Genomic DNA, 24833 nt, shown 5'->3' on the forward strand with positions numbered 1-24833 from the left:
GTAGGGTGGGAGCTGCATAAACTGCGGCTCATGCCCTACTTACCCGAAGTCAAAGACGCGGCCAGAAAGCTCTATTTGCGCCGCTACAAACCCCGCGAGATACAGGCGCAACTCAAGCTGCCTAACATCCGGATTGTGTACTACTGGATTGCCAAGGGCAGTTGGGATGAACTACTGACGGACGAGGAACCACTGACGGCGGTCAGTCGGCGTATCACCTTGATTCTGGAGAAGGTCGAGACGCTGGAAAAAAAGGAACTGGACGAACTCGACCGGCTGCTCAGCGTGCGTGAGCGTTTGCAAAAGCAGGCGGTCAAACCAGCCCCCAGCACTGCTGCGGATCTGCCCGCCGGCGTCGATAGTGAGCGGCGAGCTCCTGGGGAAAGGTCCAACCGCCGCGACACTGACGGCCAGGGCAAGAAGAAACCCAAAGCGCCAAAGAACGACATTAGCCACCTGACCGAGGTGGATTTTCTCGACAAGTTCACCAGCAAGCTGTTCGGTTATCAAAAAGAGCTGTTCGAGGCCAAGCAAAACCCGCTGACGCGGCGCATTCGCAATGTGCTGAAGGCGCGTCAGACCGGCCTGACCTACTACTTTGCCGGCGAAGCGTTCATGGATGCGGTGCTGACCGGTGACAACCAGATGTTCCTGTCCGCCAGCCGCGCCCAGTCCGAAATTTTCCGCAACTACATCATCAAGTTTGCCCGCGAGTGGTTTGGCCTGGAGCTGACCGGCAATCCGATCATCCTCAGCAACGGTGCCGAGCTGCGGTTCCTCAGCACCAACAGCAGCACCGCCCAAGGTCACCATGGCCACGTCTACGTCGACGAATATTTCTGGATTCGTGACTTCGACAAGCTCAACACCCTGTCCGGGGCCATGGCCACCCACAAAAAGTGGCGCAAAACCTACTTTTCCACTCCTAGCGCGGTCAGCCATCAGGCCTATCCGTTCTGGACCGGCGATGCCTTCAAACGCGGCAAACACAAAAAGGCCAGCCTGCCGTTCCCCGGCGAGGCCGAGTTACGCCAGGGCGTGCTGTGTCCGGATGGCCAATGGCGAAAGATCATCACCATTCACGACGCCATTGCCGGCGGCTGCGATCTGTTCGACCTGGAACAGCTGCAACTGGAAAACTCCGACGACCAGTTCGACCAGCTCTACCTGTGCAAATTTATCGACAGCACACAGAGCGCCTTCGCCCTGGCGGATCTGGAGCGCTGCTATTCGGATCGCCTGTTGTGGACCGATTACGACGTGGACCCGAAGGCGCTACGGCCATTCGCCAACAGTCCGGTGTGGGTCGGCTACGACCCCAGCCGCACCCGCGACGACGCCACTTGCGTGGTGGTCGCGCCGCCCCTGGAGCAAGGTGGCAAGTTCCGAATCCTGGAGAAGTACTCCTGGCGCGGGCACTCGTTCACCTACCAGGCGGCCCAGGTCAAGAAGATCACCGAGCGTTTCAACGTCCAACACATCGGCATCGACATCACCGGTGTGGGCTACGGCGTGTTCGACCTGGTGCGCGATTTCTTCCCACGCGTGACGCCGATCCATTACAGCCTGGAAACCAAAAACACTTTGGTCCTCAAAGCCCAGGACACCATTCAAGGGCGGCGGATCGAATGGGACGCCGACTGGAACGACATCGCCTCGGCCTTCCTGACGATCAAGCGCGGTGCGACCAACAGCGGCCAGATCACCTACAGCGCCTCGCGCACCGACGCTACCGGGCATGCCGACATCGCCTGGGCGGTGATGCACGCACTGGCCAACGAACCTCTCAACGTCAATAAAAAGCGGCGCAGCCGCTGGTCAACCCTAGAAGGCAGCCATGAACGAACTCGAACAGCCCAATCCCCAGCCTCACAAAGTGCAGGCGTTCAGCTTCGGCGCGCCAGAGTCGGTGCTGACAAACAACGTCGGCGAATACCTGGGCGTGTTCTCAACCAGCGACGGACGAGTCTATGTGCCGCCTGTGTCGCGCACGGGGTTGGCCAAGCTACTGCGGGCCAATGCCCACCACGGCACCATTCCGCGCTTCAAACGCAACATGCTGCTGCGTGACTTCATCCCCTCGGCTGGGTGCAGCCGTCAGACCATGGGCCGTGCGGGGTTGGACTTCATGGTATTTGGTGATGCGTTTTTTCTGCGCATCCGCAACGTCATCGGTCAAGTGATTGAGTTGCAGCACTTACCGGCGATCAACATGCGGCGCAAAGTCGGGGGCGGTTTCATGATGCTGTTGCCCAATGCCAAGGAGTTGCACTTTGAAGAGGAGGAAGTGGAACACGTCATGGATTACGACGTGGAGCAGAATATTTATGGTGTGCCCGATTACCTGGGCGGCATGCACGCTTTGCTCTTGAACGAGTCGGCTACCTTGTTTCGCCGGCGCTATTACAACAACGGTGCGCATGCTGGGTTCATCTTTTATACGAATGACCCTGACTTGTCCGAGGAGGACGAAGCGAACTTGAAGTCACAAATTCAAAGCGCCAAGGGTGTGGGTAACTTTCGCTCGATGTTCGTGAACATTCCCGGCGGCGCGGAGAAAGCCATTCAAATTATTCCGATTGGGGATGTGGCCACCAAAGACGAATTCGAGCGGATCAAGAACATCACGCGCAACGATGTGATTGCTGCCTGGCGAATGCACCCGGCCTTGGCTGGGGTCATACCGGAGAACGCGGGTGGGTTTGGGGATATCGAAAAGATCGACAAGATCTACACCAACAACGAGATTCGACCGATTTGCCAGCTATTCCTCCAGGTGAATGACTGTTTGAGGGCTGACCGCCAGATTGCCTGGGCTGAACCTGTGCCTGCGACCTGACCTCACCACATTTAGTATCTTAAGGCCCACACAACTACCAGATATAGTGTGGCAAAATAGCCCTCTGTGAATACGGTGGGTGGGGCTATGCGAATTTACTGTAAGGAATGTGGTGGGAAAGGTCGGATCGCTTCGCGTGAGGAGCTGTCATTGGAGTTTGCCAAACTCTACTGCCAATGCCTGTCCGCCAGCTGTGGCCACACCTGGGTGGCCACGCTGACTTTCTCTCACACCTTGAGCCCGTCGGCGCAGGTAGCCGACCGACTTATTTTCGACCGATTACGTGCAATGCCCAGGGCTGAGCAGCGAGACTTGTTCGATCAATTGGGGGCACTTGCGAGTTGATCAATTACACCGGCCAGATCCTGTGAGCATTCGCACAGTCTTTCCCCAGACCACTGGAGAATGGCCAACACTCCGTCCATTTCCTTCGTCTGTAATGGTCCGGCGCTAACGGCTACGCCAATGCAGCTTAGTACCCTATCAATATTTTCAACTACATCCCGCGTTATAATCAGTCTTTTTTTCGCATCCATTTACGTCATTCCACTTAGTTGGATTGCCCAATCGCGGTGCACTTTCTATAGCGTCAAAATATTGTCGTCAAGTTGAACGATTTTTCGGCTCTGATGTGCGATATTTCTACTCTTTATATTGAATATTGTGCGGCACCAGTTGCACTGGTTGCAGTTAACGTTTTGGCACGCATCATTTATTGAAACAGCGCGAGCAAAAACTCTGGAGACAGACTATTCATATCGAGAAAAATTATATTTTTTGTAACGAACAGAAAAAACCATTAAAGGCGCCGAAGCGCCTTTAATGTTGTGTGCATACTGAGCCCCCTTACCTGCTCAGTTGTTTGTTTATGTCCACAACCCCGTAGCGGCGATGTCCATGGGAGTTCTCATAAGCGGCCACCAGGAAACCCCGAGGCAACGGAATCTGTACCCAACCCGACCCGGTGTTGTGGTGCAGCAATTGCGTGGCTTCGACCAGAAAAAAGTCATTGGGCAATTCCAATTGCTCACGACCGGATCGGTCTTGCTCGTCGCTGATAGCAATAATGCGACCATCGATCAGCATGGTTCATTCTCCAAGACGACCTCAAAGGCTTTCAAATTGTCGCTGGCCTTGTACCGCTTGAGGGTGGTTTGTTCAGGCATGGTGCTCTCCCATTGAGGTGTTCCGTGTGCAGGGCTTGGCGAGTAGGTCAGCGATCACAACGGCGTCGTGATCACTCAGATCGCCCATGGTTTGAGCCAGACAGGCCATGCTTTCCAAGCGTTGACGAGCGTCCGGGGTTTTGTGCACCAGGTAGCCGATCAGGGCCGCGCCGATCACGGCAGTGGCCAGTAGAGGCCGAGGCGGTTTGAAGGTCTTCCCCGGGTAGTCTGGCTCGGTGGTATCCTTCAGGCCGCTGCTGCTTGGGTGCTGTGCTTGCATGGTGTTGCTCCTCTTGTGGTGGTTGGTGTCGGGGAGGTGCGAACTCCTCGACATCGTCTCTCTCACGCTTGCCGCAATCGGCTCGCCGTGAATACTGGGCGCTGCTCACAGCGCACCTCAAACAATCCCAAGTCATGTCCGTCGACGTCCTGCATGTGCACGACGGTGATGAACGTCGGGGCGTCTTTTGGGTGATCCCTCCAATGTGCGGCGGCCGCGAGTTCGGCCAGGTCTTCGGCAGTCCGCTGTTCCACGTAATCGGACGGCAGCGGCAACTGACCGGGCAGCGTGTTCGCGCGGTAGCGAATAATCATGGGCGCTTTCCCTCTTAGGCCTGGCGCACCAGGTGCACGACGAAATCAGACGGAATCCCCGCGTGAATGCCCCGTGCTTTCAGGTGCATGACGGCCTGGATCTGAAACCGGGTGCAGTCGTCAGCCAGAAACTGCTTGTCACCGGCCATGGCCTGGCTAGCGATCTGGTTGATGAAAAACGGTGTAGTGCAGTCTTTACCCACCATGATTGGCGCCTCGATCCCTTGGCTTTTCAATTTGGCTTGGATGGCGCGCAGACGGGTGGTTTTGCCAGTGCATTGGTCGCCGGTGATGACTTGTACTTGCATGGTGTCGCTCCTTTTTTGCTGGTTGCATCAGGCTCCGCGCCTGAAAAATGCCGCGTGTGCCCGGGTGTACCCCGGAACATCCGGAACGGTTAAAAGTTGAAGGTCGTGAGCCCACGGCTTATGGGGCTTTCAGCGTGGTTGCTGCTTTCAGCCTCGAGCCGGAACATGGCAGAACGGGATTTCCTCAAATTCTGCTGTAGGCCTTGATCTACAAGGGCTGGCGAGGTGTTCCGGAAAATGATCTTGGCGGAACACTTGCAGAACAGGAGACGGAAAGATGTTCCGGTGTGATCCAGCGTGTTCCGGTCTGATTGACGGGGGCGATGTTGTTTATCTATCTGTTTTTTATAGATATTTTTCTTATAGATATTTATGTTCCAGATGTTCCAGCTACTCAGTGGCCACACACGCATTCCTTCAAAAACATAGGTTTGCCCCGCTACACGCCTTTTTATCCCCAGGACGCTCATCAGGATTTGCCCCCTTTCCGGAATAGCCAGCAGTTGAGCGACCGCTTCTCGATGACCGAGCGAACTTTGCGAGTCTCGACAAAGGTATGTGAGGTGCTGAGTGGCAGTGCGCGATGCAGCTGCGTTGCGTGGATGACTTCCTGACCAGCGAGGCGACAGGCGTTGTGGAAGTGCTCGATGTTGATAGCGATCAGTTCTTTGTCGGCGCTGTGATTAAGCGTTTCCTGAATGACTTCGCGATCACCAGCGTCATCACTGATCGAAACCACCCTTTCATTGAGGTAGTGATAGATCTGCCAGAAGCGCCCGGCGGTTGGGTTCTCGGTGCTGACACGCTGCTGCCGATCAATGGCACGACGCTCGATATGCTTGATGACCTGTTCCAGGGCGTCGTCGCACCAGTCGGGGAACAATCCCTGAGTGGCTTTCGCGGCAGCCATCATCTGTGCATGACAGAGGACTATCCGTTGATGCTGGATCACTGGGTTTGCTTGCAGGCGTTGCTCGTATAAGGGGTAGGCATCGAAATATCGCTGGAGCCAGGCTGACTCCTGCCCAAGGCAATGCCCGAGATACCCCGACAGTTGCTCAACAGGTAGGCCATTCAAGCGGGTGGCCAGGACTTTCAAAGCCGGTGTGTGGTGCGTCCTGGTTGCATGGAAGTGACTAATCCGGGTCAGGATTGCTTCTGAGCCATCAACACTGGCGTTTTGTGAAATGCACAGGGCGGCCAAGAAAATCAGACTGTCAGTGTCATTGCTCGATGACTTCACCCCCACCGTACGAAGCGTGGCGTTGTGGTCAAAAAGCGCCTTCCACTTTTCCCAGTTGTATTGGCTAATAACGGTCCTGCCCTGGGCGTCTACGCTTTGGCTGTCGGACTCGATCAGCACTACCGGAAAATTGCTGACCTGGGACAGCGCACGGGTTAAGCCAATCGCACTGGCGCCGTCACTGTTGGGTTTGATGCCTTCATAGTTGGAACGACCCAGCAGGCGCCACAGGAAGCGCAACAGGCTGGATTTGCCGGCGCCGGCATCCCCTGTCAGCTCCATGAATAACCAAGACTCTTGTTTGCTGCGGATCTGCTGGACGAACAGCGTAGCGGTCCACCAGGACAACACGGCGAGCCCGTTCAAGTGATGCACGGCAAAGAAGTCAGAAAACCAGCTCGGGTCGAAATCCGAGCCCCGGGTGATAGCCAGGCTATTAAGGGATGTTTTCAGGCCTGTTTTCCCGATCTCCAGGTAGCCATGATTGTTTGCCAAGTACTCACGGCCCTTGTGATACCCAAACTTCTGGTAGCAGTAGGTTTTGCTCGCCGCGTCGTAGCCGACGAAGGGCAGCGATCTAACAGTCAGAGCGTTGTCCAGCCACTTGCTACGCAGCATGGCCAAGACCTTTTCCCCGCCCTCGAAGTTGCCGCCTGGCGTGCGCTCCAGCAACGATTTGGCGAAGCTCCGCGGATCGCCAATGGAGTTCGGTGCCAAGGGCTCCTTGCAGTTCTGCGCCGCGTTGGGAAAGTTGAATTGGAAGAAGAACTGCTGATCACCGCTGATCGCATCGCGCTGGATGTATTCGAACTGCGGCACGCAGTTGGCCACCTGCTTGATGTCACAGTATTTGTAAAAAAGCTGTTCCCGGGAGACCGCCGCTTCATCTTCCCGTGGCTTGTTCAGCTCATCGGAGTTCACCTTGGCGGAGTACAGGCGTTCGCCGAAGTCCAGCAGGAAGAAGTTGAGCGGCTTCTTCTTGTGTAGCAGGTAGGCCTTTTTCGCAGGGCTCTCGGCGATGAAGATTCGCCCCAGGTAGTTGGCCTCCTGCATGAACTCATCATTCAGTTGCCCGTCGCGGTACACGTCGTCCCAATCGCGGTCGGTGCCAGCAAGCGCCACCCATGCCAGCTCATCACGAGCAAGTAATTGGCTGCGGTACTTCGGAATAACCGAGTGGCCGGCCTTGTCGTCGTCCAAGGCGATGATCCAGCGTACTTTCAGGCCCTTGTGCGCCTCTACGATATCCCAGGGAAAGTTGTTGGCTGAGATGGCCGCGATAGCTTTGTAACCGGCCAAGATCAAAGCGATTGCATGGAAGATGCCCTCTACAACGTAGACGGTGTCTCCTTGCTCGATGGACATATCAGGCGGAACCCAAGCACCGCCCTTGTATGACATTTTATACTTGATGCCGGCTTTGTCCCCACCATTGGCCGCGACCATCGTCGCGTCAATGATTCGTTCCCAGTAGCCGTCGCAAAGCGGAAAGCGGACGGTGTCTGCCCACTGACCATCCTTCATTTTGCGTCGGCTCTGCTCATACCAGCCTTTCATCTTGCCGGTGTCAAAGCCGCGGTTGCGTTGCAGGTAGGCATCAGCTGTGGCGTTCGGGTTCACCTCGGTGCGAGGAAAGCGTTCGCTCAGGTTTTCGAATAAAAAGCTGTAACGCTCGCGGGTTTTCTCTTCGTACTGACACTGATTCAGACGGTTGCACTTGAGTTGGTAGGGTTGTTTGCGAGCGATATACAGCGTGCGCTCACTGCATCCTGGACAGACGCCTTTCTGGAAGTACGTACTGCCGATGTCTTTGAAGTCTAGGTCGTGGTCATGCTCCAGAGCCTCGACCACTTCCAGGCGGTAAATATCGTCGAACTGCATGCCCCGGCCCCTTATCTATCACCGGCTTTGGTCTTACACCCCAACACCCGCTCGGCCTGTTCAGCAGCCTCAATAGCCATCTGAACCATGTTCACAAAAACGGTGCCCTTCTCCCCCGACTGCTTTTCTCGAACCAAAATAATTCCTTGGTCTATTTTGTGACGGACAGAGCGCTCAGAGATGCCAACTCGACGGGCATACTCGGCTGGAGTCACGTAGGGCGTGTCGATAACGATCTTCATTTGGTAAGCTCCTTGGTAACGATTTCTGAAATGGTCCCATTTGGGACCTAAAATATAGGTCCCATATGGGACCTTCGTCAAGGGGCTATGAAATGGAACTTCCTGCTAAGTTGAAAGCATTACGGCTTGAGGAAGGACTAACCCAATCGGAGTTCAGTGATCTGCTCGGATTGAGTTACAGCACCTACAAAAAGCATGAGCTCGCATTGAGAGCTGAGATGAGTTCAGCTGTGCTACTCAAAATCACTAACCATCCGCGCTTCAAAAAATATGCTCTGTGGTTGGTGACTGGAGATACCTGTGGGGAGTGCGGGCAGATCAGCCCGGTCTAAGGCATGTCTATCAAAAAAATCGATTCCGGCGAATGGCTCGTGGACTGTCGACCGGATGGACGCGCGGGCGCGCGCGTTCGGAAAAAATTCCGAACCAAAAACGAAGCGATGGTTTACGAGCGCCGCTTGATGGGGGACGGTGCCAAAGGCGAGTTTGAAAAGAAGCCCAAACAAGACGAACGCCGGCTTTCAGACCTCGTTTCTCTATGGTTCAGGCTCCACGGCTGCCACCTCAAGAGAGGTGAGAAATGCCTAGCCTTCCTTGAGCGCATGGTCAAAAACTTGGGCGATCCTCGGGCTTCCGACTTCACCGCGAGTAGCTTCACCCAGTACCGATCAGATCGACTTGCCGGTAAATGGGGCCGCGCAAAGGTAGACGAGTCTGGTAAACGGAACGGAGCCACTGCGCCGATCACAGCGAACACGGCAAATCACGAACTGAGTTACCTACGTGCTGTGTTCAACGAGCTGGAACGCTTGGGGGAGTGGCTAGGTGAAAACCCATTGTCCAAGGTTCGGGCCTTGAAGTTCGATCAAAGCGAGATGGCCTATCTATCCAGCGAACAAATATCGCTGCTGCTGTCGCGACTGGACGAAGAAGAATCAGACGTCAGCGCCATCGCACGCGTCTGCCTTTCTACTGGCGCACGATGGGCAGAAGCGGCGAATCTGGAGCCAGGGCAAGTGAGGGACGGTCGTATTCACTTCACTCGAACGAAGTCAGCCAAGAACCGCACAGTTCCGATCGCGCCGGTGTTAGGGAAATTGCTTACAGAGTCTATGCCGTTCAAGTCGTCATACCGGCAAACCTGGTACACCTTTGCCGACGTCGTAAACGAATTAGACCTTGGCTTACCGAAGGGCCAGGTCACGCATGTCCTGCGTCATACCTTTGCCAGTCACTACATGATGAACGGCGGGGACATCCTCACATTGCAGCGGGTGCTTGGACATTCAACGCTGGAAATGACCATCCGCTATGCCCACTTCAGCCCCGGCCACCTTGCGGAGGTGGTCAATTTGAACCCTCTCGCCGGCAATCGTGGACACTTTGTGGACACTACGCAAAGAAAAGCGGAACAACCCCAACACGATCAAATCAATCAAAGCCTTTAAATTAAAGGGCTTTAGCTAACTAAAAACAAAAGGAACACAATATGAGTGACCTGATTTCTTACCATCTCGAAGACGGTATCGCGACCCTGACCTTGAGCAATGGCAAGGTCAATGCCATCTCCCCGGATGTGATTGCCGCGTTCAACGTTGCGCTGGATCAGGCCGTGACTGATCGTGCGGTGGTGATCATTACTGGCCAGCCGGGCATTCTCTCCGGTGGTTATGACCTGAAGGTGATGACGGCCGGCCCTAAAGAAGCCGTGGCACTGGTGACCTCCGGCTCGACCCTGGCCCGCCGCCTGCTGTCGCACCCCTTCCCGGTGATCGTTGCGTGCCCGGGGCATGCGGTGGCCAAGGGCGCGTTTCTGCTGTTGTCGGCCGACTATCGCATTGGCGTAGACGGTGCGTTCAGCATTGGCCTGAACGAAGTGCAGATCGGCATGACCATGCACCACGCGGGCATTGAGATCGCACGTGACCGCCTGAACAAAGTGGCGCTGCAGCGTTCGGTGGTCAACGGCGAGATGTTCAGTCCACAAGGCGCCGTGGCTGCCGGTTTCCTTGATGTCGTAGTCTCGGCTGAAGAACTGCAAGGCGCAGCACTGGCGGCGGCTCGCCAGTTGAAGAAGATCAACATGACCGCGCACAAGAACACCAAATTGAAAGTGCGCAAAGCGCTGCTGGAGGCCCTGGACAACGCAATCATCCAGGACCAGGAGCATTTGGGTTAAACCCGGATCTGCTACAACGAAAAGCCTGACCATCGTGTCGGGCTTTTTTATACATGCCTCTTCATACATGCCTCTTCATACATGCCTGTGTTAAACCTCTGTAACCGCTCTAGATCGCTTCTGACTGACTGGTCGGAAACATCAGCACAAACATCGGCTATCTCTCACTTCCCTGGCAGTAATTGCCGAAAACAGTGCACATCCGTACACTGCGCCACCTTTTGTCCCGTTGGGGCCTGTAAATGCTGTTTTTGTTCCGCATGTCATTGATGGGCCTGCATTTTATCGTGGCGGGTGTGCTGGGAGTGATTCTCGGCCTGTGCCGGCCATTCAACCCGGACAACAGCCGTCTGTGCGCACGCCTGTACGCATGGCCGGCCATGTGTATTTTGCGTTTGCGGGTGAAGGCCGAAGTCGGGCCGTTGATGGATAAACCGGACAGCTGCGTGATCATCGCCAACCACCAGTCCAACTACGACCTGTTTGTGTTTGGCAACGTGGTGCCCCGCCGTACTGTGTGCATCGGTAAAAAAAGCCTGAAATGGGTACCGCTGTTCGGGCAATTGTTCTGGCTGGCCGGCAATGTGTTGATCGACCGTGGCAATGCGCGCAAGGCGCGCAAGTCGATGTTGACCACCACCCACACCCTGCAAAACAAAGACACCTCGATCTGGGTTTTCCCGGAAGGCACCCGCAACCTGGGCGAGGACTTGCTGCCTTTCAAGAAAGGCGCCTTCCAGATGGCCATTGCCGCTGGGGTGCCGATCGTGCCAGTGTGTGTCAGCAGTTACGTCAAACACATGCGATTGAACCGCTGGCATAGCGGGAAAATTCTGATTCGCTCGTTACCGGCGATTCCCACCGCAGGATTGAGCCTGGACGACATGCCCCTGCTGATTGCCCAGTGTCGCGAGCAGATGCGTGAATGCATCGAGTCGATGGACCGGCAACTGCAAGCCGCCTGAAAAAGAAAACCCGCCCGGTGCGGGTTTTCTTTTGCCTGCAAGTCTTTACCGTCGAACTCAGCAGATTTAACTGACTCTCAAACACTGACAAGGCTAAGCTGATCAACGCTGCCATTGCATTTGCTGCCAATTAAAAGCTGCCAAAAGAAGTGAATCACCATCATGGGTAGAGTTGTTGCTTCAGCGGTTTATAGCGCCGGTAAGAGAGTCACCAATATCACCCTCGACGAAGGTGCAGCCTGGGCCGCCAAACCCGGACACTTTGTCTGGATCGGCCTCGAGGAGCCGAACGCCGAGGAACTCTACAATCTGCAACGCCAGTTCAACCTGCACGAACTGGCGATCGAAGACGCCCTGGAAAAGCACAGCCGGCCGAAGCTGGAAACCTTCGGCGATGCGCTGTTCATCGTGACGTATTCACCCATCCGGGATGAAGGCAAACTCAAGTTCATCGAAACGCACATCTTTGCCGGCAATGGCTACATCATTACTGCGCGCAACGGTCATTCCGCGTCCTACGCCCATGTCCGACAACGCTGTGAGGCACGTCCGCTATTGCTTGAGCACGGGGAAGATTTCGTACTCTATGCCATCCTCGATTTCGTGATCGAAAACTACCAGCCGATGGGCGAAGCCATTCACGCAGAAATCGATGAGCTGGAGGGCAATGTGTTATGCGGCTCGTTGAATGACTACGACATCCAGAGGCTGCATGGCCTGCGTCGTGATGTTTTGCGCTTGCGTCGTTATGTGGCACCGATGATTGAGATCGGGGAGGAATTGCAGAGACTGAGCTTCCCGTTCATCGACAAGAACATGCGGCCGTACTTTCGCGATGTGCAGATCCATGTAACGCGGCAGATGGAAGACCTGACGACGCTGGCGGATATTGCCAGCCAGACGATTGAAGTCGGGGTGCTGTTGGAGGCCTCTCGCCAGAGTGTGGTGCAGCGCAAGTTTGCGGCCTGGGCGGCGATCCTGGCCTTCCCGACGGCGGTGGCGGGGATTTATGGAATGAATTTCCAGAACATACCGGAGTTGAGCTGGCACTACGGGTATTTCGGAGTGCTGGGGTTTATTACGGTGGGTTGTCTGGGGTTGTGGGCCAGTTTCAAGAAGTCGGGGTGGTTGTAGAAGGGACCGAGGCGATTGGGAAATTCGCTGGCAAGCCAGCTCCTACAATGGGTACGCGATCCCCCGTAGGAGCTGGCTTGCCAGCGAAGCTTTTGCTTCAGGTCGTTTAGGGCTTGTGCGCCACAAACCGCATCATCCACTCGGCAACCGTGGCGCCGTGGTGCTCCTGCTCCAGGCTCGCGATACCTTTGGAGTAGACCTGCTCACCCAGTGCCTGCTGGCGAATCTCCAACAGGGCGCGGGAGTAGTCGTGGATGAATTCCGGATGCCCCTGGAAGCACAGCACCTGATCGTTGATGTGGTAAGCGGCATACGGGCAGAAATCACTGGAAGCGATGACCGTAGCGTTTTCCGGCAGCGACGTGACCTGATCCTGGTGGCTGATCAGCAACGTCAGTTCTTCACGCACCGGGCTCATCCATGGCGCCTTGGCGGCCAATTTGTAGTTGTGGGTGCCGACGCCCCAGCCTTGGGTCGCACGCTCGCTCTTGCCACCGAGCAGCAACGCCAGCAACTGATGACCGAAGCAGACGCCCAGCAATTTGTCGCCGCGCTCGTAGCGGGTCAGCAGATATTTCTTGAGGGTTTCGATCCACGGATCGGTGCCGAAGGAGTCAGCCTTGCTGCCCGTCACCAGATAGGCGTCGAACGTCAGGTCGTCGCCTGGGTATTCACCCTGCACCACGTTGTAGACTGTGAACTCGGCGGCAATCGGTTGCTGCGAAAACAGGTGTTTGAACATCTGCCCGTAGCCCTGATATTGGTCAACCAATTCCGGACGCAGGTGGTCGGTTTCCAGAATGCAGATGCGTAACGACATAAAAAATACCTGACACATGATGGGAATAATGCACACCCCAGAGCCTGCCTTGAAACACTGTGACAAGGCAAGCCCCGAAATGCGTCATCGCGCCCTTAGAAGATCTCCCCTTTCGCCGCTTTTTCCAGCAACAGCGCAGGCGGCGCGAACCGCTCTCCATATTGCTTGGTCAGGTATTGGGCACGGGCGACAAAGTCGCGCACGCCGTACTGGTTGATGAATTGCAGCGCACCACCGGTCCATGGGGCGAACCCGATACCGAAGATCGAGCCAACGTTGGCATCCGCCGTCGAGGTCAACACGCCCTCCTCCACACAGCGCACTGTTTCGATGGCTTGCACGAACAGCAAGCGATCACGCACATCCTTCGGCGAAATCTGCCCGTCGGTGTTCTCGAAGCGCGCCTTCAACTCCGGCCACAAGTGTTTCTGGCCGCCCACCGGATACTCGTAGAAACCTCCACCGGCAGCCTTGCCCGGACGCTTGAACTCATTGAGCAGCACGTCAATCACGGCAAATGCTGGATGTTCTATCAGCGGTTTGCCTTCTGCTTGCAGGTCCTTGGCGGTTTGCTGGCGGATATGGCTCATCAGGCTGAGGGAAACTTCGTCAGAGATCGCCAGCGGTCCTACAGGCATGCCAGTTTTGCGCGCTTCGGTCTCTATCATCGCCGCGTTGATGCCCTCACCCAGCATGGCGATGCCTTCGTTGGTGAAGGTGCCGAACACCCGCGACGTGAAGAAACCGCGGCTGTCATTGACCACAATCGGGGTTTTCCTGATTTGCAGCACGTAATCGAAGCCGCGGGCCAGGGTTTCGTCGCTGGTGTTGGCGCCCTTGATGATTTCCACCAGCGGCATTTTCTCCACGGGGCTGAAAAAATGCAGGCCGATGAACTTGCTCTGGTCGGGCACGGCGCACGCCAGGCCGCTGATCGGCAAGGTCGAGGTGTTGGAAGCGATCACTGCGTCCGCGCCGACGACCTTCTGCGCCGCCAACGAGACCTTGGCCTTCAACTCACGATCCTCGAACACGGCCTCGATGATCAGGTCGCAACCGGCCAGGTCGGCATCGCTTTCGCTGGTTCGAATGCGCGCCAGAACGGTGTCGCGTTGCTCGATGCTCATCTGTCCGCGAGCGACTTTCTTGTCCAGCAGCGCCGCCGAATGCGCCTTGCCCTTGTCTGCCGCGGCGAGGTTGATGTCCTTGAGCACCACCTCGATACCTGCCGATGCGCTGACAAAGGCAATCCCCGCCCCCATCATCCCGGCGCCGAGCACGCCGACTTTGCGGGTGACATACGGTTCAAAACCTTGAGGCCGCGAGCCGCCGGCATTGATTTCGTTGAGCTGGAACCAGAACGTGCCAATCAGGTTTTTCGAGACCTGGCCGGTGGTCAGTTCGGTGAAATAGCGGGTTTCGATCAGGTGCGCCGTGTCGAAATCCACCTGGGCGCCCTCGACCGCCGCGCAGAGGATTTTCTCCGGCGCGGGCATCGTGCCCTGGGTTTTGCTGCGCAGGATCGACGGCGCAATCGCCAGCATCTGCGCAACTTTCGGGCTAGACGGTGTACCGCCCGGAATCTGGTAGCCCTTCACATCCCAGCGTTGTACCGCCGTCGGATTGGCGAGAATCCACGCCTTCGCCTTGGCCAACAGGTCCTCGTGATCGATCGCCAGTTCGTCGATCAACCCTGCCTGCAATGCCTGTTGCGGCCGCACCCGCTTGCCTTCGAGCAGATACGGCAGGGCCTTTTCCAGGCCGAGCATGCGCACCATGCGCACCACGCCACCGCCGCCCGGCAGCAAGCCGAGGGTGACTTCCGGCAAGCCGAGTTGCACTGAAGGATTGTCCAGCGCCACGCGATGATGGCAGGCCAAACAGATTTCCCAGCCGCCGCCGAGTGCCGCGCCGTTGATCGCCGCGACCACCGGTCTGCCGAGGGTTTCCAGGGTGCGCAACTGGCCCTTGAGGGTCAGCACCATGTCGTAGAAGGCTTTGGCTTCGGGCTTGCCGACCTTGATCAGTTCATTGAGGTCGCCGCCAGCGAAGAAAGTCTTCTTGGCCGAGGTGATGATCACACCGGCGATGCTGTCCTTGTCGGCCACCAGGCGCGCAACGCAGTCAGCCATGGCTTCGCGGTACACCGCGTTCATGGTGTTGGCGCTCTGGCCCGGTATGTCGATGGTCAGGACCACGATCTGGTCCTGGCCTTTTTCGTAACGAATGGCTTCGCTCATAACTGGGTTCCTTGAAGTCCGGGCTCAGAGGCGTTCGATGATGGTGGCAATGCCCATGCCGCCACCGACACACAGGGTCGCGAGGCCATAACGCAGGCGTCGGGCTTCCAGTTCATCGAGCAGCGTGCCGAGAATGGCGCAGCCGGTGGCACCCAGCGGGTGGCCCATGGCGATGGAACCACCATTGACATTGACCTTGTCCGGGTCGACGGCCATGTCCTTGATGAATTTCAACACCACTGACGCGAACGCCTCATTGACTTCGAACAGGTCGATGTCTTCGACCCGCAGCCCGGCCTTGGCCAACGCCTTGCGGGTCGCCGGCGCGGGGCCGGTGAGCATGATGGTCGGATCGGTGCTGGTGACTGCCGTGGCGACAATCCGCGCCCGGGGCTGCAAGCCCAGCGCCCGCCCCTTGGCTTCGGAGCCGATGAGCATCAGCGCCGCGCCGTCGACGATTCCGGAACTGTTGCCCGGGGTGTGGACGTGGTTGATCCGCTCGACGTGGCTGTAGACCCGCAACGCGGTGGCATCGAAGCCCATCTGCCCCATCATCTCGAAACTCGGCTTGAGCTTACCCAGGCCTTCCAGGGTCGATTCGGCGCGGATGAACTCATCGTGATCGAGCAGGATGATGCCGTTCTGGTCCTGCACCGGCACCAGCGATTTGTTGAACGAACCGTCGGCTCGCGCACGCGCAGCCTTTTGCTGCGAATGCAGAGCATAGGCATCGACGTCCTGACGACTGAAGCCTTCAAGGGTGGCGATCAGGTCGGCGCCCACACCCTGTGGCGTGAAGTGGCTGTGCAGGTTGGTCGCCGGGTCCAGCGCCCAGGCCCCGCCATCGCTGCCCATCGGCACCCGCGACATCGACTCGACACCGCCGACCACCACCAGGTCTTCGAAGCCGGAGCGCACTTTCATTGCGCCGAGGTTGACCGCCTCCAGCCCGGACGCGCAGAAACGGTTGATCTGCAGCCCCGCCACACTGACATCCCAATCGGCCACCTGAGCAGCAATTTTGGCGATGTCAGAGCCTTGATCGCCAATCGGCGTCACGCAGCCGAGCACCACGTCATCGACCTGGCTGGTGTCCAGCGCCATGCGCTGTTGCAGTGCGGTGAGTAAACCGGCAACCAGATCCACCGGTTTGACACTGTGCAAGGCGCCGTCGGCCTTGCCTTTGCCACGGGGCGTGCGTAACGCGTCGAAAATCAATGCTTGGGTCATGACGTCCTCGAACCACAGTGCAGGTGGATAAATACCGAGCGCTCACTCTTGGCCCGAGCCGCGATTGATTCAATGACCTTAGCGCTCACAGATCTTGACGCTCACGCTCAGACGGACGGTAGTCAGCTACCATTCAAGACACCAAGCTGTCTAGCCAACGGGCGCCAAAGAAGCTGGCAATAGGCCTCATACCTTTTTTAAAGCGAATCGTAACAACTCCATATGAAATGGATCTAAACCAAGCGCAGCACGGGCTCTAAGGTGAACTTGTACGAAGTCGTCGTCGGGTTTTGCCGAGGCGCTCGTCACTACAGGAAGTGCAACGCGCTGCCAACATGGAGATATGCAGGCAGGCATCAGGAAATAACAAAAAAGGCGGTCAAGCCATGTTCAAACAATCGAAAGTACGTCAAGCCGGGCTCATCCTTTTCGCCACCACGCTGTTGTTGATATTGCCGAACCTGACCAAGGTGATTGGCTAGTCGCGTCTAAAAGATACGGCGTCACAGATTTTGAATGGCCACTCTCAAAATGTGACTGGCCCGCTACCCGGGCCAGCGTGGCTGTGCCAATCTTTGCGGCACTTGCACGACATGGACGGCGATCACTTGAAAATGCTCACTCTGCTCGGGGCCCTGCTGTTCGGCACGCCCCTGTATGCCGCACAGCTGAATCTGGAGCTGGGCGCGAACAGTCGCACCTGGCGAACCGAGGAATTGCTCAAGCATCCCCAGGCTCAAACCATCAACATCCGCAATGACGTTTCCTACAAGCGGGACATGAGTTACCGCGCTGTGCCGTTGTCCGCGCTGCTGAACGGCATCAAGCCTGAGGACCATCTGCAAGCCGTGGCCCTGGATGGCTTTGCCGCCGAAATGGCCGCGGCGCCGTTGCTCAATACCCAGGGGGCACAGGCGTGGCTGGCGGTTGAAGACCCGGCCAAACCCTGGCCACCGCTGTCGGAAGGCAAGCCGGGGGCCGGACCGTTCTATCTGGTCTGGAGCAATCCGCAGGCCGGCAATATCAGTCCCGAACAATGGCCGTTCCAAGTGGCGAGCATCAAACGCCTGGCGTCCGTGGCTGAGCGCTTTCCTGCCCTGCTGCCCGATCCGGCGTTGAAGGCGGATGATCCGGTGAACAAGGGATTTGCGTTATTCCAGAAGAATTGCCTGGCCTGCCATCGACTCAATGGCGCCGGGGACGCGCAATTCGGGCCGGACCTGAATATTCCGTACAACCCGACCGAGTACTTCGGCGCGGACTTCCTCAAGCGCTACATTCGCGATCCGCAGAGTTTGCGCCAGTGGCCTCAGGCGAAGATGCCCGGGTTCTCGGCCGAGGTGTTGCCGGATGGGGATCTGCAGATGCTTGTGGGGTATTTGCAGCATATGGTCGGGCGCAAGGTGAAGCCCTGACACTGAACCCCCTTGTGGGAGCGAGCTTGCTCGCGATGGCGGTGTGTCAGTCACAGAAACATTGACTGTCATGACGCCATCGCGAGCAAGCTCGCTCCCACAGGGTTTGGTGGTGTTCTTATTATTGCTGCTGCACTGAAATCACCGGCGCAGGCGTTGGTGACACCAGCACCTTGGCGTGCATCTGCTCACACCCACCGCCCCGGCGCATCCCGCGCACAGGGCAGGCATCCAGGTAGTCCAGGCCCACCGCCAGCTTCAGGTGACGTTCCGGCCGGGCCAGCTCATTGGTCACGTCGAAGCTGTACCAGGCATCATCCAGCCAGGCTTCGGCCCAGGCGTGGCTGGCCAGGTGTTCGCTGTTTTCGCTGTACAGATAGCCCGACACATAACGCGCGGGAATGCCCAGGCTGCGGGTGCAGGCGAGAAACGCGTGGGTGTGGTCCTGACACACGCCGGAGCGCCCGGCGAAGGCCTGGGCGGCGCTGGTGTCCACTTCGGTGGAACCCGGCGTGTAGGTCATGTGCTGGTTCAGGCCATGCATCAAATCGATCAGCGCCGTACGATCCCGGCGTTGTTTGCAGGCCTTCTCGGCAAACGCGCGCAGCGCTCCGTCGGCTTCGGTCAGGCGCGTGAAGCGCAGGAACGGCAGTGCCGACTGGCTTTCATGCTCGGCTTCGCGCAATTCATCGATGTCCACCTGCCCTCGGGCGCCGATGATGATTGCCTCGTGGGGCTCGTCCAGGGTCAGCACATGCAGAATGTTGCCGAACGGATCGAGTTGCGCGCGCACCGGGCGTGGCAGGTCGAGCTGCCAGCTGAGCACGTGCTGGCGCTCGCTGTCGTGGGGGGTCAGTCGCAGGTACTGGATGCTCGCCCGCACCTGATCTTCGTAGTGATAGGTGGTCTCGTGGCTAATGGAAAGTCTCATGCAGCCTCCAGGTAGGAACTGTGTATGGCGTTGCCCAACTGGCGCACCAGCGGGATGAACTCGGTCAGCCAGGCGTGCAGGCCTTCGTCGAGAATTTCGGTGATGCCGGTGTAACGCAGGCGTGCGTCTATTTCTGCCGCCAGGCGTTGTGCGGGGCGACCGTTGGCCCCCCGCAATTGCGCGAGGATCTGGTCGATCTCTTCGGTGCAGGCGCGCAGGGATCGCGGCACATCGGCCCGCAACAACAGCAACTCCGCCACATGCCGGGCGCCGGGGGCGTCGCGGTAGATTTCCGTGTAGGCCTCGAATGACGACAACGCCCGCAGTAATGCGCTCCATTGGTAATAGGCGTGAGCTGTGCCATCGCTGACCGCTTCGGCCTGATCGCCAGCCATTTCGTAGCGGGCATCGAGCAGACGCAAGGTGTTGTCCGCCCGCTCGATAAAGGTCCCCAGACGAATGAAGCGAAACGCATCGTTACGCATGATGGTGCCGTAGGACGCGCCCCGGAACAGGTGGGAACGCTCCTTGATCCACTCGCAGAAACGGCTCATGCCGTAGCGACTGAGGCCCTGTTCGGCGATGCCGCGAATTTCCAGCCAGGTGGCATTTATGTTTTCCCACATGTCGGCGGTGATGCGCCCACGCACCGCATGGGCGCTGGCTCGTGCCGATCCCAGGCAGCTGTAGATGCTTGCCGGGTTGGCGGCATCCAGGGCGAAGAAATGCAGCAACCGTTCGGCATGCAATTCGCCATGGCGCTCCAGGTAGTCGTCCAGGGTACCGGTGATCAACAGCGGCATGGCCAATTCGTGCAAACCGTCGCCACGTCCGTCCTGCGGCATCAGCGACAGCGAATAGCTGATGTCGAGCATCCGTGCGAGGTTTTCCGCCCGCTCCAGGTAACGCGACATCCAATACAAATCCGAGGCAGTTCTACTTAACATGACAGGCTTCCTTTAATCCTCGACCACCCAGGTGTCCTTGGTTCCGCCACCCTGGGAGGAATTGACCACCAGGGAGCCTTCGCGCAGGGCGACGCGGGTCAAGCCGCCAGGCACGACCCGGGTTTCGCGGCCCGACAAGACAAACGGCCGCAAGTCGATGTGGCGAGGTGCGATGCCGTTTTCGACAAAGGTCGGGCAGGTCGACAGCGACAACGTCGGTTGCGCGATATAGGCATGGGGTTTGGCGATGATGCGCGCGCGGAAGGCTTCGATTTCCGCCGCCGTCGCCGCCGGCCCCACCAGCATTCCGTACCCGCCGGACCCCTGGGTTTCCTTGACCACCAGTTCTGCAAGGTTGGCCAGGACGTGGGAAAGCTCAGATGGATTACGGCATTGCCAGGTCGGTACGTTCTTCAGGATCGGCTCTTCATCCAGGTAGAAACGGATCATGTCGGTAACGAACGGATACACCGACTTGTCGTCCGCCACCCCCGTGCCGATGGCATTGGCCAGCACCACGTTGCCGGAACGGTAGGACGACAGCAGCCCCGGCACGCCGAGCATCGATTCCGGGTTGAACGCCAGCGGATCGAGGAAGGCGTCGTCAAGGCGACGATAAATCACGTCGACCGCTTTCGGCCCGTCGGTGGTGCGCATGTAGACCTTGTCGTCACGCACGAACAGGTCCGCGCCCTCCACCAGTTCCACGCCCATTTCCCGCGCGAGAAACGCATGCTCGAAGAACGCGCTGTTGAAGCGGCCAGGTGTCAGCACCACCACGCTTGGATTGTCGATGGGACTTGAGCTTTTCAGGGTATCGAGCAGCAGGTTCGGGTAGTGGTCGATGGGAGCGATGCGTTGTGCCGCGAACAGCTCGGGGAACAGGCGCATCATCATTTTGCGGTCTTCGAGCATGTAACTGACGCCGCTCGGTGTACGCAGATTGTCTTCGAGCACGTAGTAGGTGCCGTCGCCGTCGCGCACCAGGTCGACGCCGGAGATGTGCGAATAGATATCGCGGTGCAAATCCAGGCCCTGCATCGCCAACTGGTACTGCTCGTTGGCCAGCACCTGCTCGGCCGGAATGATGCCGGCCTTGATGATGCGCTGCTCGTGGTAGAGGTCGGCGAGGAACATGTTCAACGCCTTGACCCGCTGGATGCAGCCGCGCTCGACGACCCGCCACTCACTGACGGGGATGCTGCGGGGGATGGTGTCGAAGGGAATCAGGCGCTCTGTCCCCTGCTCATCACCGTAGAGCGTGAAGGTTATTCCGGCGCGATGAAACAACAGATCGGCCTCGCGTCGCCGTTGTGCCAGAAGCTCGTCAGGCGTCTCGGCCAGCCAACGGGCAAACTCCCGATAATGCGGGCGGACCAGGCCGCCGGCATCGTACATCTCATCAAAATAGGTGCGGATCATGCCGTACTCCTTGTCACTCGGACGTCCAGACCTTCGCAAGGCCCGTGCCATCGGCATAAACGCTTAGATTTCAATTGGTTGGATAATCAAGACGCACGCGTCGCACCAATCCTGTGCGACAAATGCCCCAACCTGATTGCCCCCGCTTCATTGCAAGGCGCTGTGACCGCCTATCACCAGCATAGTCTGTAGGAGCCGGCTTGCCGGCGAAGAGGCCACTAAGTCATGCGATGCTCTTCAAGAACGCCTTCGCTGGCAAGTCGGATCGCCGCACCGCAGCTCCTACAAGGTTGTGTTGAAATAAATATCGGCGAAAATGAAAACGGCCAACCCGAAGGTCAGCCGTCAATGCTGGTTGTCACTGTTCATAAGTTATGCGAGTCGCCCTCGTACCTCCTGTTTCACACCCCAGCCTTCGATGATGCCGCCCAACGGCTCGACCACCGCTTCGAAACCCTGTTCGAAATCGCCAATGTCGTCGTAGGTGGCATACATGACTTTGCACAATTCCAGCGCCCAGGCGCCATCGTCGCGCACACTGACTTGCGCATTCAGGGATTCACCACGATGGAAATGACCTGCCGCCCTGCGTGCCCGCTCCTCATCCGGGAAAATGGCGTAGAACTCGATGGGATGAAACCGTGAAAAGTCAAAACCGCCTTCTTTCATGCGGCGCAGAACGCTGCTGCTGATGTCTTCTTGATAGGCTGTGCTCATGAAACGTCCTCCTCAATACGATGGATAGACTTTCCGTACTCCCTCACTCGCAACCGAATAGCGCGAGCGACGGCAACCGATGTGCCGTCGGGAAACAAGCATGGAGCTGACAAGACCAGACCTTAGCGATCCGTTCGCTGATCTCGCTTGCAGAGTAGCCTCAAGATAGAGCCTCTGCCAAGGCCTGGATGTGAATGCGACAGGTGTCGTTCAGATTGGAGTAATGCCGAGGATTTGAATGCTGTTCTGGAGCTTGAGTTCTTTGACGCACGCATCAGTGGTCCGCCCTTCCAGATCGTTCAGATCCAGTTCGGCGGCGACAGGAAGAAGCCGGGCCTTGATGAGCCTGGCGGCACGCTCGTAGTCCGGGCGCTCGGTGCACTCAAAGACTTCGTTGATGGTTTCGCCATGATCATCCACGAAAGTGACTTTCCACTTTTGCATTGGTGCCTCCTCGGTAAAACCCATGGATGGGTTTACCCCTATCTCGACCTTGTTAGCTGGCTGATTGTTCCGCCTTGTTCCGCTGCATTTCAATGTGGGAGCGAGCCTGCTCGCGATGGCAGAGGAACATTCAACATCCATATTGAGTGGTCTGACGCCATCGCGAGCAGGCTCGCTCCTACAGGGTTTTAGTCGTTGCTTGGCTTGTTCACCGCCTGCAACACGTATTGCGGCAAGGCGAAGGCACCGATGTGGATTTCAGGATTGTAGTAGCGGGTGACGATGCCGCTGCCCGTGAAGCGCTGTTGCAGGGTTTCGCGGGACAACTTGCGATAAGCGGTATTGGTGGCGCCCCAGGCGAAGGTCATCGAGCCGCCGATGTAGGTCGGTACGGCGGCCTGATAGAAGTGCCAGTCCGGGAACAGGCTGCGCAGGCGACCGGCGGTGGTCTTCACTTCTTCGATCTGCATGAACGGCGTGCCGTTCTGGGTCACCAGGATGCCGCCTTCGTTCAGGCAGCGGTGGCAGGCCTGGTAGAAGTTTTCAGAGAACAGCACTTCGCCCGGTCCGATCGGGTCGGTGGAGTCGGAAATGATCACGTCGAATTTTTCAGTGGTGGTGGCGACGAAACGCATGCCGTCATCGATCACCAGGTTCAGGCGTGGATCGTCGAATGCACCTTTGGAGTGGTTCGGCAGGAATTCCTTGCACATGTCGACCACGGTGCCGTCGATCTCGACCATGGTGATGTGCTCGACACTGCGGTGCTTGGCCACTTCACGCAACATGCCGCCATCGCCGCCGCCAATGATCAGCACGCGCTTGGCGGTGCCATGGGCGAGGATCGGCACGTGAGTGAGCATTTCGTGATAGATGAACTCGTCGGCTTCGGTGGTCTGGATCACGCCGTCCAGCGCCATCACCCGGCCCATGCGCGGGTTCTCGAAGATCACCAGGTGCTGGTGTTCGGTGCGCACTTCGTGCAGCAGTTTTTCCATGCGAAAACGCTGGCCGTAGCCTTCGTAGAGGGTTTCCAGGTAGTCGCTGGTCGGGGTGATGCTCATGGGAAGTGCTCCGATGAATGCGGGTGGCAACGGACGGTTACCCGCCCATGATGGCCAATCGATCGTCTCGATTGACCGGGAAAGGCGCGCATTCTACGTCGCGGAACATGACAGGTCGAATGTAGGAGCGAGCTTGCTCGCGAAGGCGTAGTGTCAGTCGCTATCAATGTTGACTGATTCACCGCTTTCGCGGGCAAGCCACGCTCCCACAGGTTTAGTGTCGCTTGTTCAGAACTTGACGTTGCCCCGCGGCCCGGCAATGGCCCAGATGATCAGTCCCAGCACTGGCAATAGCGCAATCAGCAGCACCCAGAGGATTTTCATCCCGGTCTCGGCGCTACTTTTGAATACGTTGATGATGGCCCAGATGTCCAGGGCAAAAATGATCAAGGCGACCAGGCTGTTGAACGTGGAACCCATGGTGACGCTCCCAAAGAGTGATATGCCCTCTCAGGATAGACGGTCGTCGCGAGGGTTCCCTTTTATTGACAGGGTTTGGCTATCAGACGTGGATCGCCACTTTCAGGGCTTCCAGGGATGGCGCTGCTGCGATGCCGACTTCTGCGCACAATTCCAGCACCCGTGGCAGGTCATTGCCGTAGACCAGGACCACCTGCAACTCGTCATCGAGCAACTGGCTGAAGTTCATCAGCGTATAACCACCGTTTTCCTTGTTCAGGCTGCTCATCTGCACCTGGATGCGATTGAGCGCGGTCAGGGCTTCGGTCTTGGCCAGTTGCTTGGGCTTGAGGTTGAACTCAATGCCCGGGCCGAACGACGCGACGATTTGCGCGAACAGATCCATGTAGGTGTCAGCCTGGAACAGCACCGTTTCCGGCAGGCTGCCGACCACCACCCACTCACCCAACAGGATCGGGAAGCTGTCGTCGTAGTTGATGTCCGGATTGGCCGTCAGAAAAGCTTGCGGATCGGCATAGGCCTGGGCCGCTTCGTCTGCGACCTTGAGGATTTCGTCATCGCCCATGCACCCGGAGCTGATTTTGCTGATGAGTTCGACGAGTGCGGCTTTCATGGGGCGGATCCTGTAGCGA

At 57.7% G+C, this 24833-nt stretch carries 26 protein-coding genes; 9 read left to right on the plus strand and 17 right to left on the minus strand.

Features of this window, described 5'->3' with window-relative positions:
• The first annotated feature begins 30 nt into the window (after positions 1–30).
• The 3 genes from ACM6IK_RS27840 (at position 31) to ACM6IK_RS27850 (ending at position 3184) form a co-directional block, all read left to right on the plus strand.
• Positions 31–2070 (plus strand): terminase large subunit domain-containing protein, encoded by a 2040-nt coding sequence (locus ACM6IK_RS27840; protein ID WP_414876848.1) that lies wholly within the window; start codon positions 31–33, stop codon positions 2068–2070.
• Positions 1997–2839, plus strand: coding sequence for a phage portal protein (locus ACM6IK_RS27845; RefSeq protein WP_414876849.1), 843 nt, complete (start codon positions 1997–1999; stop codon positions 2837–2839). The genes ACM6IK_RS27840 and ACM6IK_RS27845 overlap by 74 nt, the downstream gene beginning before the upstream one ends.
• An 87-nt stretch (positions 2840–2926) precedes the next feature.
• Complete coding sequence (locus ACM6IK_RS27850; RefSeq protein WP_414876850.1) at positions 2927–3184, plus strand: ogr/Delta-like zinc finger family protein; 258 nt, start codon at positions 2927–2929, stop codon at positions 3182–3184.
• Between the two features lie 501 nt (positions 3185–3685).
• On the opposite strand, the gene ACM6IK_RS27855 is transcribed toward ACM6IK_RS27850, so the two are convergent.
• The 6 genes from ACM6IK_RS27855 to ACM6IK_RS27880 all read right to left on the minus strand — a co-directional run bounded on the left by ACM6IK_RS27855 (position 3686) and on the right by ACM6IK_RS27880 (position 8273).
• Positions 3686–3925 (minus strand): hypothetical protein, encoded by a 240-nt coding sequence (locus tag ACM6IK_RS27855; protein WP_414876851.1) that lies wholly within the window; start codon positions 3923–3925, stop codon positions 3686–3688.
• Positions 3926–3997: 72 nt separating this feature from the next.
• The gene (locus ACM6IK_RS27860; protein ID WP_414876852.1) at positions 3998–4285 is read right to left on the minus strand and encodes a hypothetical protein; all 288 of its coding nucleotides are present in this window, start codon (positions 4283–4285) and stop codon (positions 3998–4000) included.
• A gap of 62 nt (positions 4286–4347) precedes the next feature.
• Positions 4348–4599: a hypothetical protein gene (locus ACM6IK_RS27865; RefSeq protein WP_414876853.1), complete on the minus strand. Its 252-nt coding sequence runs from the start codon at positions 4597–4599 to the stop codon at positions 4348–4350.
• A 14-nt stretch (positions 4600–4613) separates the two neighbouring features.
• Positions 4614–4907, minus strand: a complete 294-nt coding sequence (locus ACM6IK_RS27870; protein WP_414876854.1) for a hypothetical protein — start codon at positions 4905–4907, stop codon at positions 4614–4616.
• Between the two features lie 469 nt (positions 4908–5376).
• Positions 5377–8031, minus strand: a complete 2655-nt coding sequence (locus tag ACM6IK_RS27875; protein WP_414876855.1) for a toprim domain-containing protein — start codon at positions 8029–8031, stop codon at positions 5377–5379.
• 11 nt (positions 8032–8042) lie between these two features.
• A complete protein-coding gene (locus ACM6IK_RS27880) occupies positions 8043–8273 on the minus strand; it encodes a hypothetical protein (RefSeq protein WP_414876856.1) in 231 nt (76 codons plus the stop codon).
• Between the two features lie 92 nt (positions 8274–8365).
• On the opposite strand from ACM6IK_RS27880, the gene ACM6IK_RS27885 reads away from it, so the two are divergent.
• From ACM6IK_RS27885 to ACM6IK_RS27905, 5 genes are all read left to right on the plus strand, one after another.
• Entirely contained in the window at positions 8366–8605 is a 240-nt protein-coding gene (locus tag ACM6IK_RS27885; protein ID WP_414876857.1) for a helix-turn-helix domain-containing protein, read from the plus strand.
• Positions 8606–8608: 3 nt separating this feature from the next.
• On the plus strand, positions 8609–9721 hold the full coding sequence (locus ACM6IK_RS27890) for a tyrosine-type recombinase/integrase (protein WP_414876858.1): 1113 nt from the start codon (positions 8609–8611) through the stop codon (positions 9719–9721).
• 41 nt (positions 9722–9762) lie between these two features.
• Positions 9763–10452 carry a crotonase/enoyl-CoA hydratase family protein gene (locus tag ACM6IK_RS27895; protein WP_414876859.1) on the plus strand — a complete coding sequence of 230 codons (690 nt, stop codon included), beginning with the start codon at positions 9763–9765 and terminating at the stop codon, positions 10450–10452.
• A gap of 242 nt (positions 10453–10694) precedes the next feature.
• Positions 10695–11417: a 1-acylglycerol-3-phosphate O-acyltransferase gene (locus tag ACM6IK_RS27900; protein ID WP_414876860.1), complete on the plus strand. Its 723-nt coding sequence runs from the start codon at positions 10695–10697 to the stop codon at positions 11415–11417.
• Positions 11418–11579: 162 nt separating this feature from the next.
• Complete coding sequence (locus tag ACM6IK_RS27905) at positions 11580–12551, plus strand: magnesium and cobalt transport protein CorA (RefSeq protein ID WP_414876861.1); 972 nt, start codon at positions 11580–11582, stop codon at positions 12549–12551.
• Between the two features lie 106 nt (positions 12552–12657).
• Here the strand turns inward: ACM6IK_RS27905 and ACM6IK_RS27910 are convergent, their stop codons facing one another.
• The 3 genes from ACM6IK_RS27910 to ACM6IK_RS27920 all read right to left on the minus strand — a co-directional run bounded on the left by ACM6IK_RS27910 (position 12658) and on the right by ACM6IK_RS27920 (position 16841).
• Positions 12658–13371 (minus strand): amidotransferase, encoded by a 714-nt coding sequence (locus ACM6IK_RS27910; protein ID WP_414876862.1) that lies wholly within the window; start codon positions 13369–13371, stop codon positions 12658–12660.
• 95 nt (positions 13372–13466) lie between these two features.
• The gene (locus ACM6IK_RS27915) at positions 13467–15611 is read right to left on the minus strand and encodes a 3-hydroxyacyl-CoA dehydrogenase NAD-binding domain-containing protein (RefSeq protein ID WP_414876863.1); all 2145 of its coding nucleotides are present in this window, start codon (positions 15609–15611) and stop codon (positions 13467–13469) included.
• A 24-nt stretch (positions 15612–15635) separates the two neighbouring features.
• On the minus strand, positions 15636–16841 hold the full coding sequence (locus ACM6IK_RS27920; protein ID WP_414876864.1) for an acetyl-CoA C-acetyltransferase: 1206 nt from the start codon (positions 16839–16841) through the stop codon (positions 15636–15638).
• Between the two features lie 593 nt (positions 16842–17434).
• Between ACM6IK_RS27920 and ACM6IK_RS27925 the strand changes: the two genes are divergently transcribed.
• Positions 17435–18256, plus strand: a complete 822-nt coding sequence (locus ACM6IK_RS27925; RefSeq protein WP_414876865.1) for a c-type cytochrome — start codon at positions 17435–17437, stop codon at positions 18254–18256.
• A gap of 121 nt (positions 18257–18377) precedes the next feature.
• On the opposite strand, the gene ACM6IK_RS27930 is transcribed toward ACM6IK_RS27925, so the two are convergent.
• From ACM6IK_RS27930 to ACM6IK_RS27965, 8 genes are all read right to left on the minus strand, one after another.
• On the minus strand, positions 18378–19187 hold the full coding sequence (locus tag ACM6IK_RS27930; protein ID WP_414876866.1) for a transglutaminase family protein: 810 nt from the start codon (positions 19185–19187) through the stop codon (positions 18378–18380).
• Positions 19184–20134, minus strand: a complete 951-nt coding sequence (locus ACM6IK_RS27935) for an alpha-E domain-containing protein (RefSeq protein ID WP_414876867.1) — start codon at positions 20132–20134, stop codon at positions 19184–19186. The genes ACM6IK_RS27930 and ACM6IK_RS27935 overlap by 4 nt, the downstream gene beginning before the upstream one ends.
• 12 nt (positions 20135–20146) lie before the next feature.
• The gene (locus tag ACM6IK_RS27940; RefSeq protein WP_414876868.1) at positions 20147–21556 is read right to left on the minus strand and encodes a circularly permuted type 2 ATP-grasp protein; all 1410 of its coding nucleotides are present in this window, start codon (positions 21554–21556) and stop codon (positions 20147–20149) included.
• A 372-nt stretch (positions 21557–21928) separates the two neighbouring features.
• A complete protein-coding gene (locus tag ACM6IK_RS27945) occupies positions 21929–22273 on the minus strand; it encodes a ribonuclease E inhibitor RraB (protein WP_108218961.1) in 345 nt (114 codons plus the stop codon).
• A 210-nt stretch (positions 22274–22483) separates the two neighbouring features.
• Complete coding sequence (locus ACM6IK_RS27950) at positions 22484–22717, minus strand: hypothetical protein (RefSeq protein ID WP_414876869.1); 234 nt, start codon at positions 22715–22717, stop codon at positions 22484–22486.
• A gap of 188 nt (positions 22718–22905) precedes the next feature.
• Positions 22906–23781, minus strand: a complete 876-nt coding sequence (gene speE / locus ACM6IK_RS27955) for a polyamine aminopropyltransferase (protein WP_414876870.1) — start codon at positions 23779–23781, stop codon at positions 22906–22908.
• 228 nt (positions 23782–24009) lie between these two features.
• Positions 24010–24201: a PLD nuclease N-terminal domain-containing protein gene (locus ACM6IK_RS27960; RefSeq protein WP_007993066.1), complete on the minus strand. Its 192-nt coding sequence runs from the start codon at positions 24199–24201 to the stop codon at positions 24010–24012.
• An 82-nt stretch (positions 24202–24283) separates the two neighbouring features.
• On the minus strand, positions 24284–24814 hold the full coding sequence (locus ACM6IK_RS27965; RefSeq protein ID WP_414876871.1) for a hypothetical protein: 531 nt from the start codon (positions 24812–24814) through the stop codon (positions 24284–24286).
• Between the last annotated feature and the right edge of the window lie 19 nt (positions 24815–24833).

The sequence above is a fragment of the Pseudomonas sp. IT-196MI5 genome (assembly GCF_949767415.1).
Classification (GTDB): Bacteria; Pseudomonadota; Gammaproteobacteria; order Pseudomonadales; family Pseudomonadaceae; genus Aquipseudomonas.

Excerpts from the sequence above, each read along its gene's own strand:
- ACM6IK_RS27840 (WP_414876848.1), top strand. The coding sequence starts at position 31 with ATGCCCTACTTACCCGAAGTCAAAGACGCGGCCAGAAAGCTCTATTTG.
- ACM6IK_RS27850 (WP_414876850.1), top strand. The coding sequence starts at position 2,927 with ATGCGAATTTACTGTAAGGAATGTGGTGGGAAAGGTCGGATCGCTTCG.
- ACM6IK_RS27855 (WP_414876851.1), bottom strand. The coding sequence starts at position 3,925 with ATGCTGATCGATGGTCGCATTATTGCTATCAGCGACGAGCAAGACCGA.
- ACM6IK_RS27860 (WP_414876852.1), bottom strand. The coding sequence starts at position 4,285 with ATGCAAGCACAGCACCCAAGCAGCAGCGGCCTGAAGGATACCACCGAG.
- ACM6IK_RS27865 (WP_414876853.1), bottom strand. The coding sequence starts at position 4,599 with ATGATTATTCGCTACCGCGCGAACACGCTGCCCGGTCAGTTGCCGCTG.
- ACM6IK_RS27870 (WP_414876854.1), bottom strand. The coding sequence starts at position 4,907 with ATGCAAGTACAAGTCATCACCGGCGACCAATGCACTGGCAAAACCACC.
- ACM6IK_RS27875 (WP_414876855.1), bottom strand. The coding sequence starts at position 8,031 with ATGCAGTTCGACGATATTTACCGCCTGGAAGTGGTCGAGGCTCTGGAG.
- ACM6IK_RS27880 (WP_414876856.1), bottom strand. The coding sequence starts at position 8,273 with ATGAAGATCGTTATCGACACGCCCTACGTGACTCCAGCCGAGTATGCC.
- ACM6IK_RS27885 (WP_414876857.1), top strand. The coding sequence starts at position 8,366 with ATGGAACTTCCTGCTAAGTTGAAAGCATTACGGCTTGAGGAAGGACTA.
- ACM6IK_RS27890 (WP_414876858.1), top strand. The coding sequence starts at position 8,609 with ATGTCTATCAAAAAAATCGATTCCGGCGAATGGCTCGTGGACTGTCGA.
- ACM6IK_RS27895 (WP_414876859.1), top strand. The coding sequence starts at position 9,763 with ATGAGTGACCTGATTTCTTACCATCTCGAAGACGGTATCGCGACCCTG.
- ACM6IK_RS27900 (WP_414876860.1), top strand. The coding sequence starts at position 10,695 with ATGCTGTTTTTGTTCCGCATGTCATTGATGGGCCTGCATTTTATCGTG.
- ACM6IK_RS27905 (WP_414876861.1), top strand. The coding sequence starts at position 11,580 with ATGGGTAGAGTTGTTGCTTCAGCGGTTTATAGCGCCGGTAAGAGAGTC.
- ACM6IK_RS27910 (WP_414876862.1), bottom strand. The coding sequence starts at position 13,371 with ATGTCGTTACGCATCTGCATTCTGGAAACCGACCACCTGCGTCCGGAA.
- ACM6IK_RS27915 (WP_414876863.1), bottom strand. The coding sequence starts at position 15,611 with ATGAGCGAAGCCATTCGTTACGAAAAAGGCCAGGACCAGATCGTGGTC.
- ACM6IK_RS27920 (WP_414876864.1), bottom strand. The coding sequence starts at position 16,841 with ATGACCCAAGCATTGATTTTCGACGCGTTACGCACGCCCCGTGGCAAA.
- ACM6IK_RS27925 (WP_414876865.1), top strand. The coding sequence starts at position 17,435 with ATGGACGGCGATCACTTGAAAATGCTCACTCTGCTCGGGGCCCTGCTG.
- ACM6IK_RS27930 (WP_414876866.1), bottom strand. The coding sequence starts at position 19,187 with ATGAGACTTTCCATTAGCCACGAGACCACCTATCACTACGAAGATCAG.
- ACM6IK_RS27935 (WP_414876867.1), bottom strand. The coding sequence starts at position 20,134 with ATGTTAAGTAGAACTGCCTCGGATTTGTATTGGATGTCGCGTTACCTG.
- ACM6IK_RS27940 (WP_414876868.1), bottom strand. The coding sequence starts at position 21,556 with ATGATCCGCACCTATTTTGATGAGATGTACGATGCCGGCGGCCTGGTC.
- ACM6IK_RS27945 (WP_108218961.1), bottom strand. The coding sequence starts at position 22,273 with ATGAGCACAGCCTATCAAGAAGACATCAGCAGCAGCGTTCTGCGCCGC.
- ACM6IK_RS27950 (WP_414876869.1), bottom strand. The coding sequence starts at position 22,717 with ATGCAAAAGTGGAAAGTCACTTTCGTGGATGATCATGGCGAAACCATC.
- speE (WP_414876870.1), bottom strand. The coding sequence starts at position 23,781 with ATGAGCATCACCCCGACCAGCGACTACCTGGAAACCCTCTACGAAGGC.
- ACM6IK_RS27960 (WP_007993066.1), bottom strand. The coding sequence starts at position 24,201 with ATGGGTTCCACGTTCAACAGCCTGGTCGCCTTGATCATTTTTGCCCTG.
- ACM6IK_RS27965 (WP_414876871.1), bottom strand. The coding sequence starts at position 24,814 with ATGAAAGCCGCACTCGTCGAACTCATCAGCAAAATCAGCTCCGGGTGC.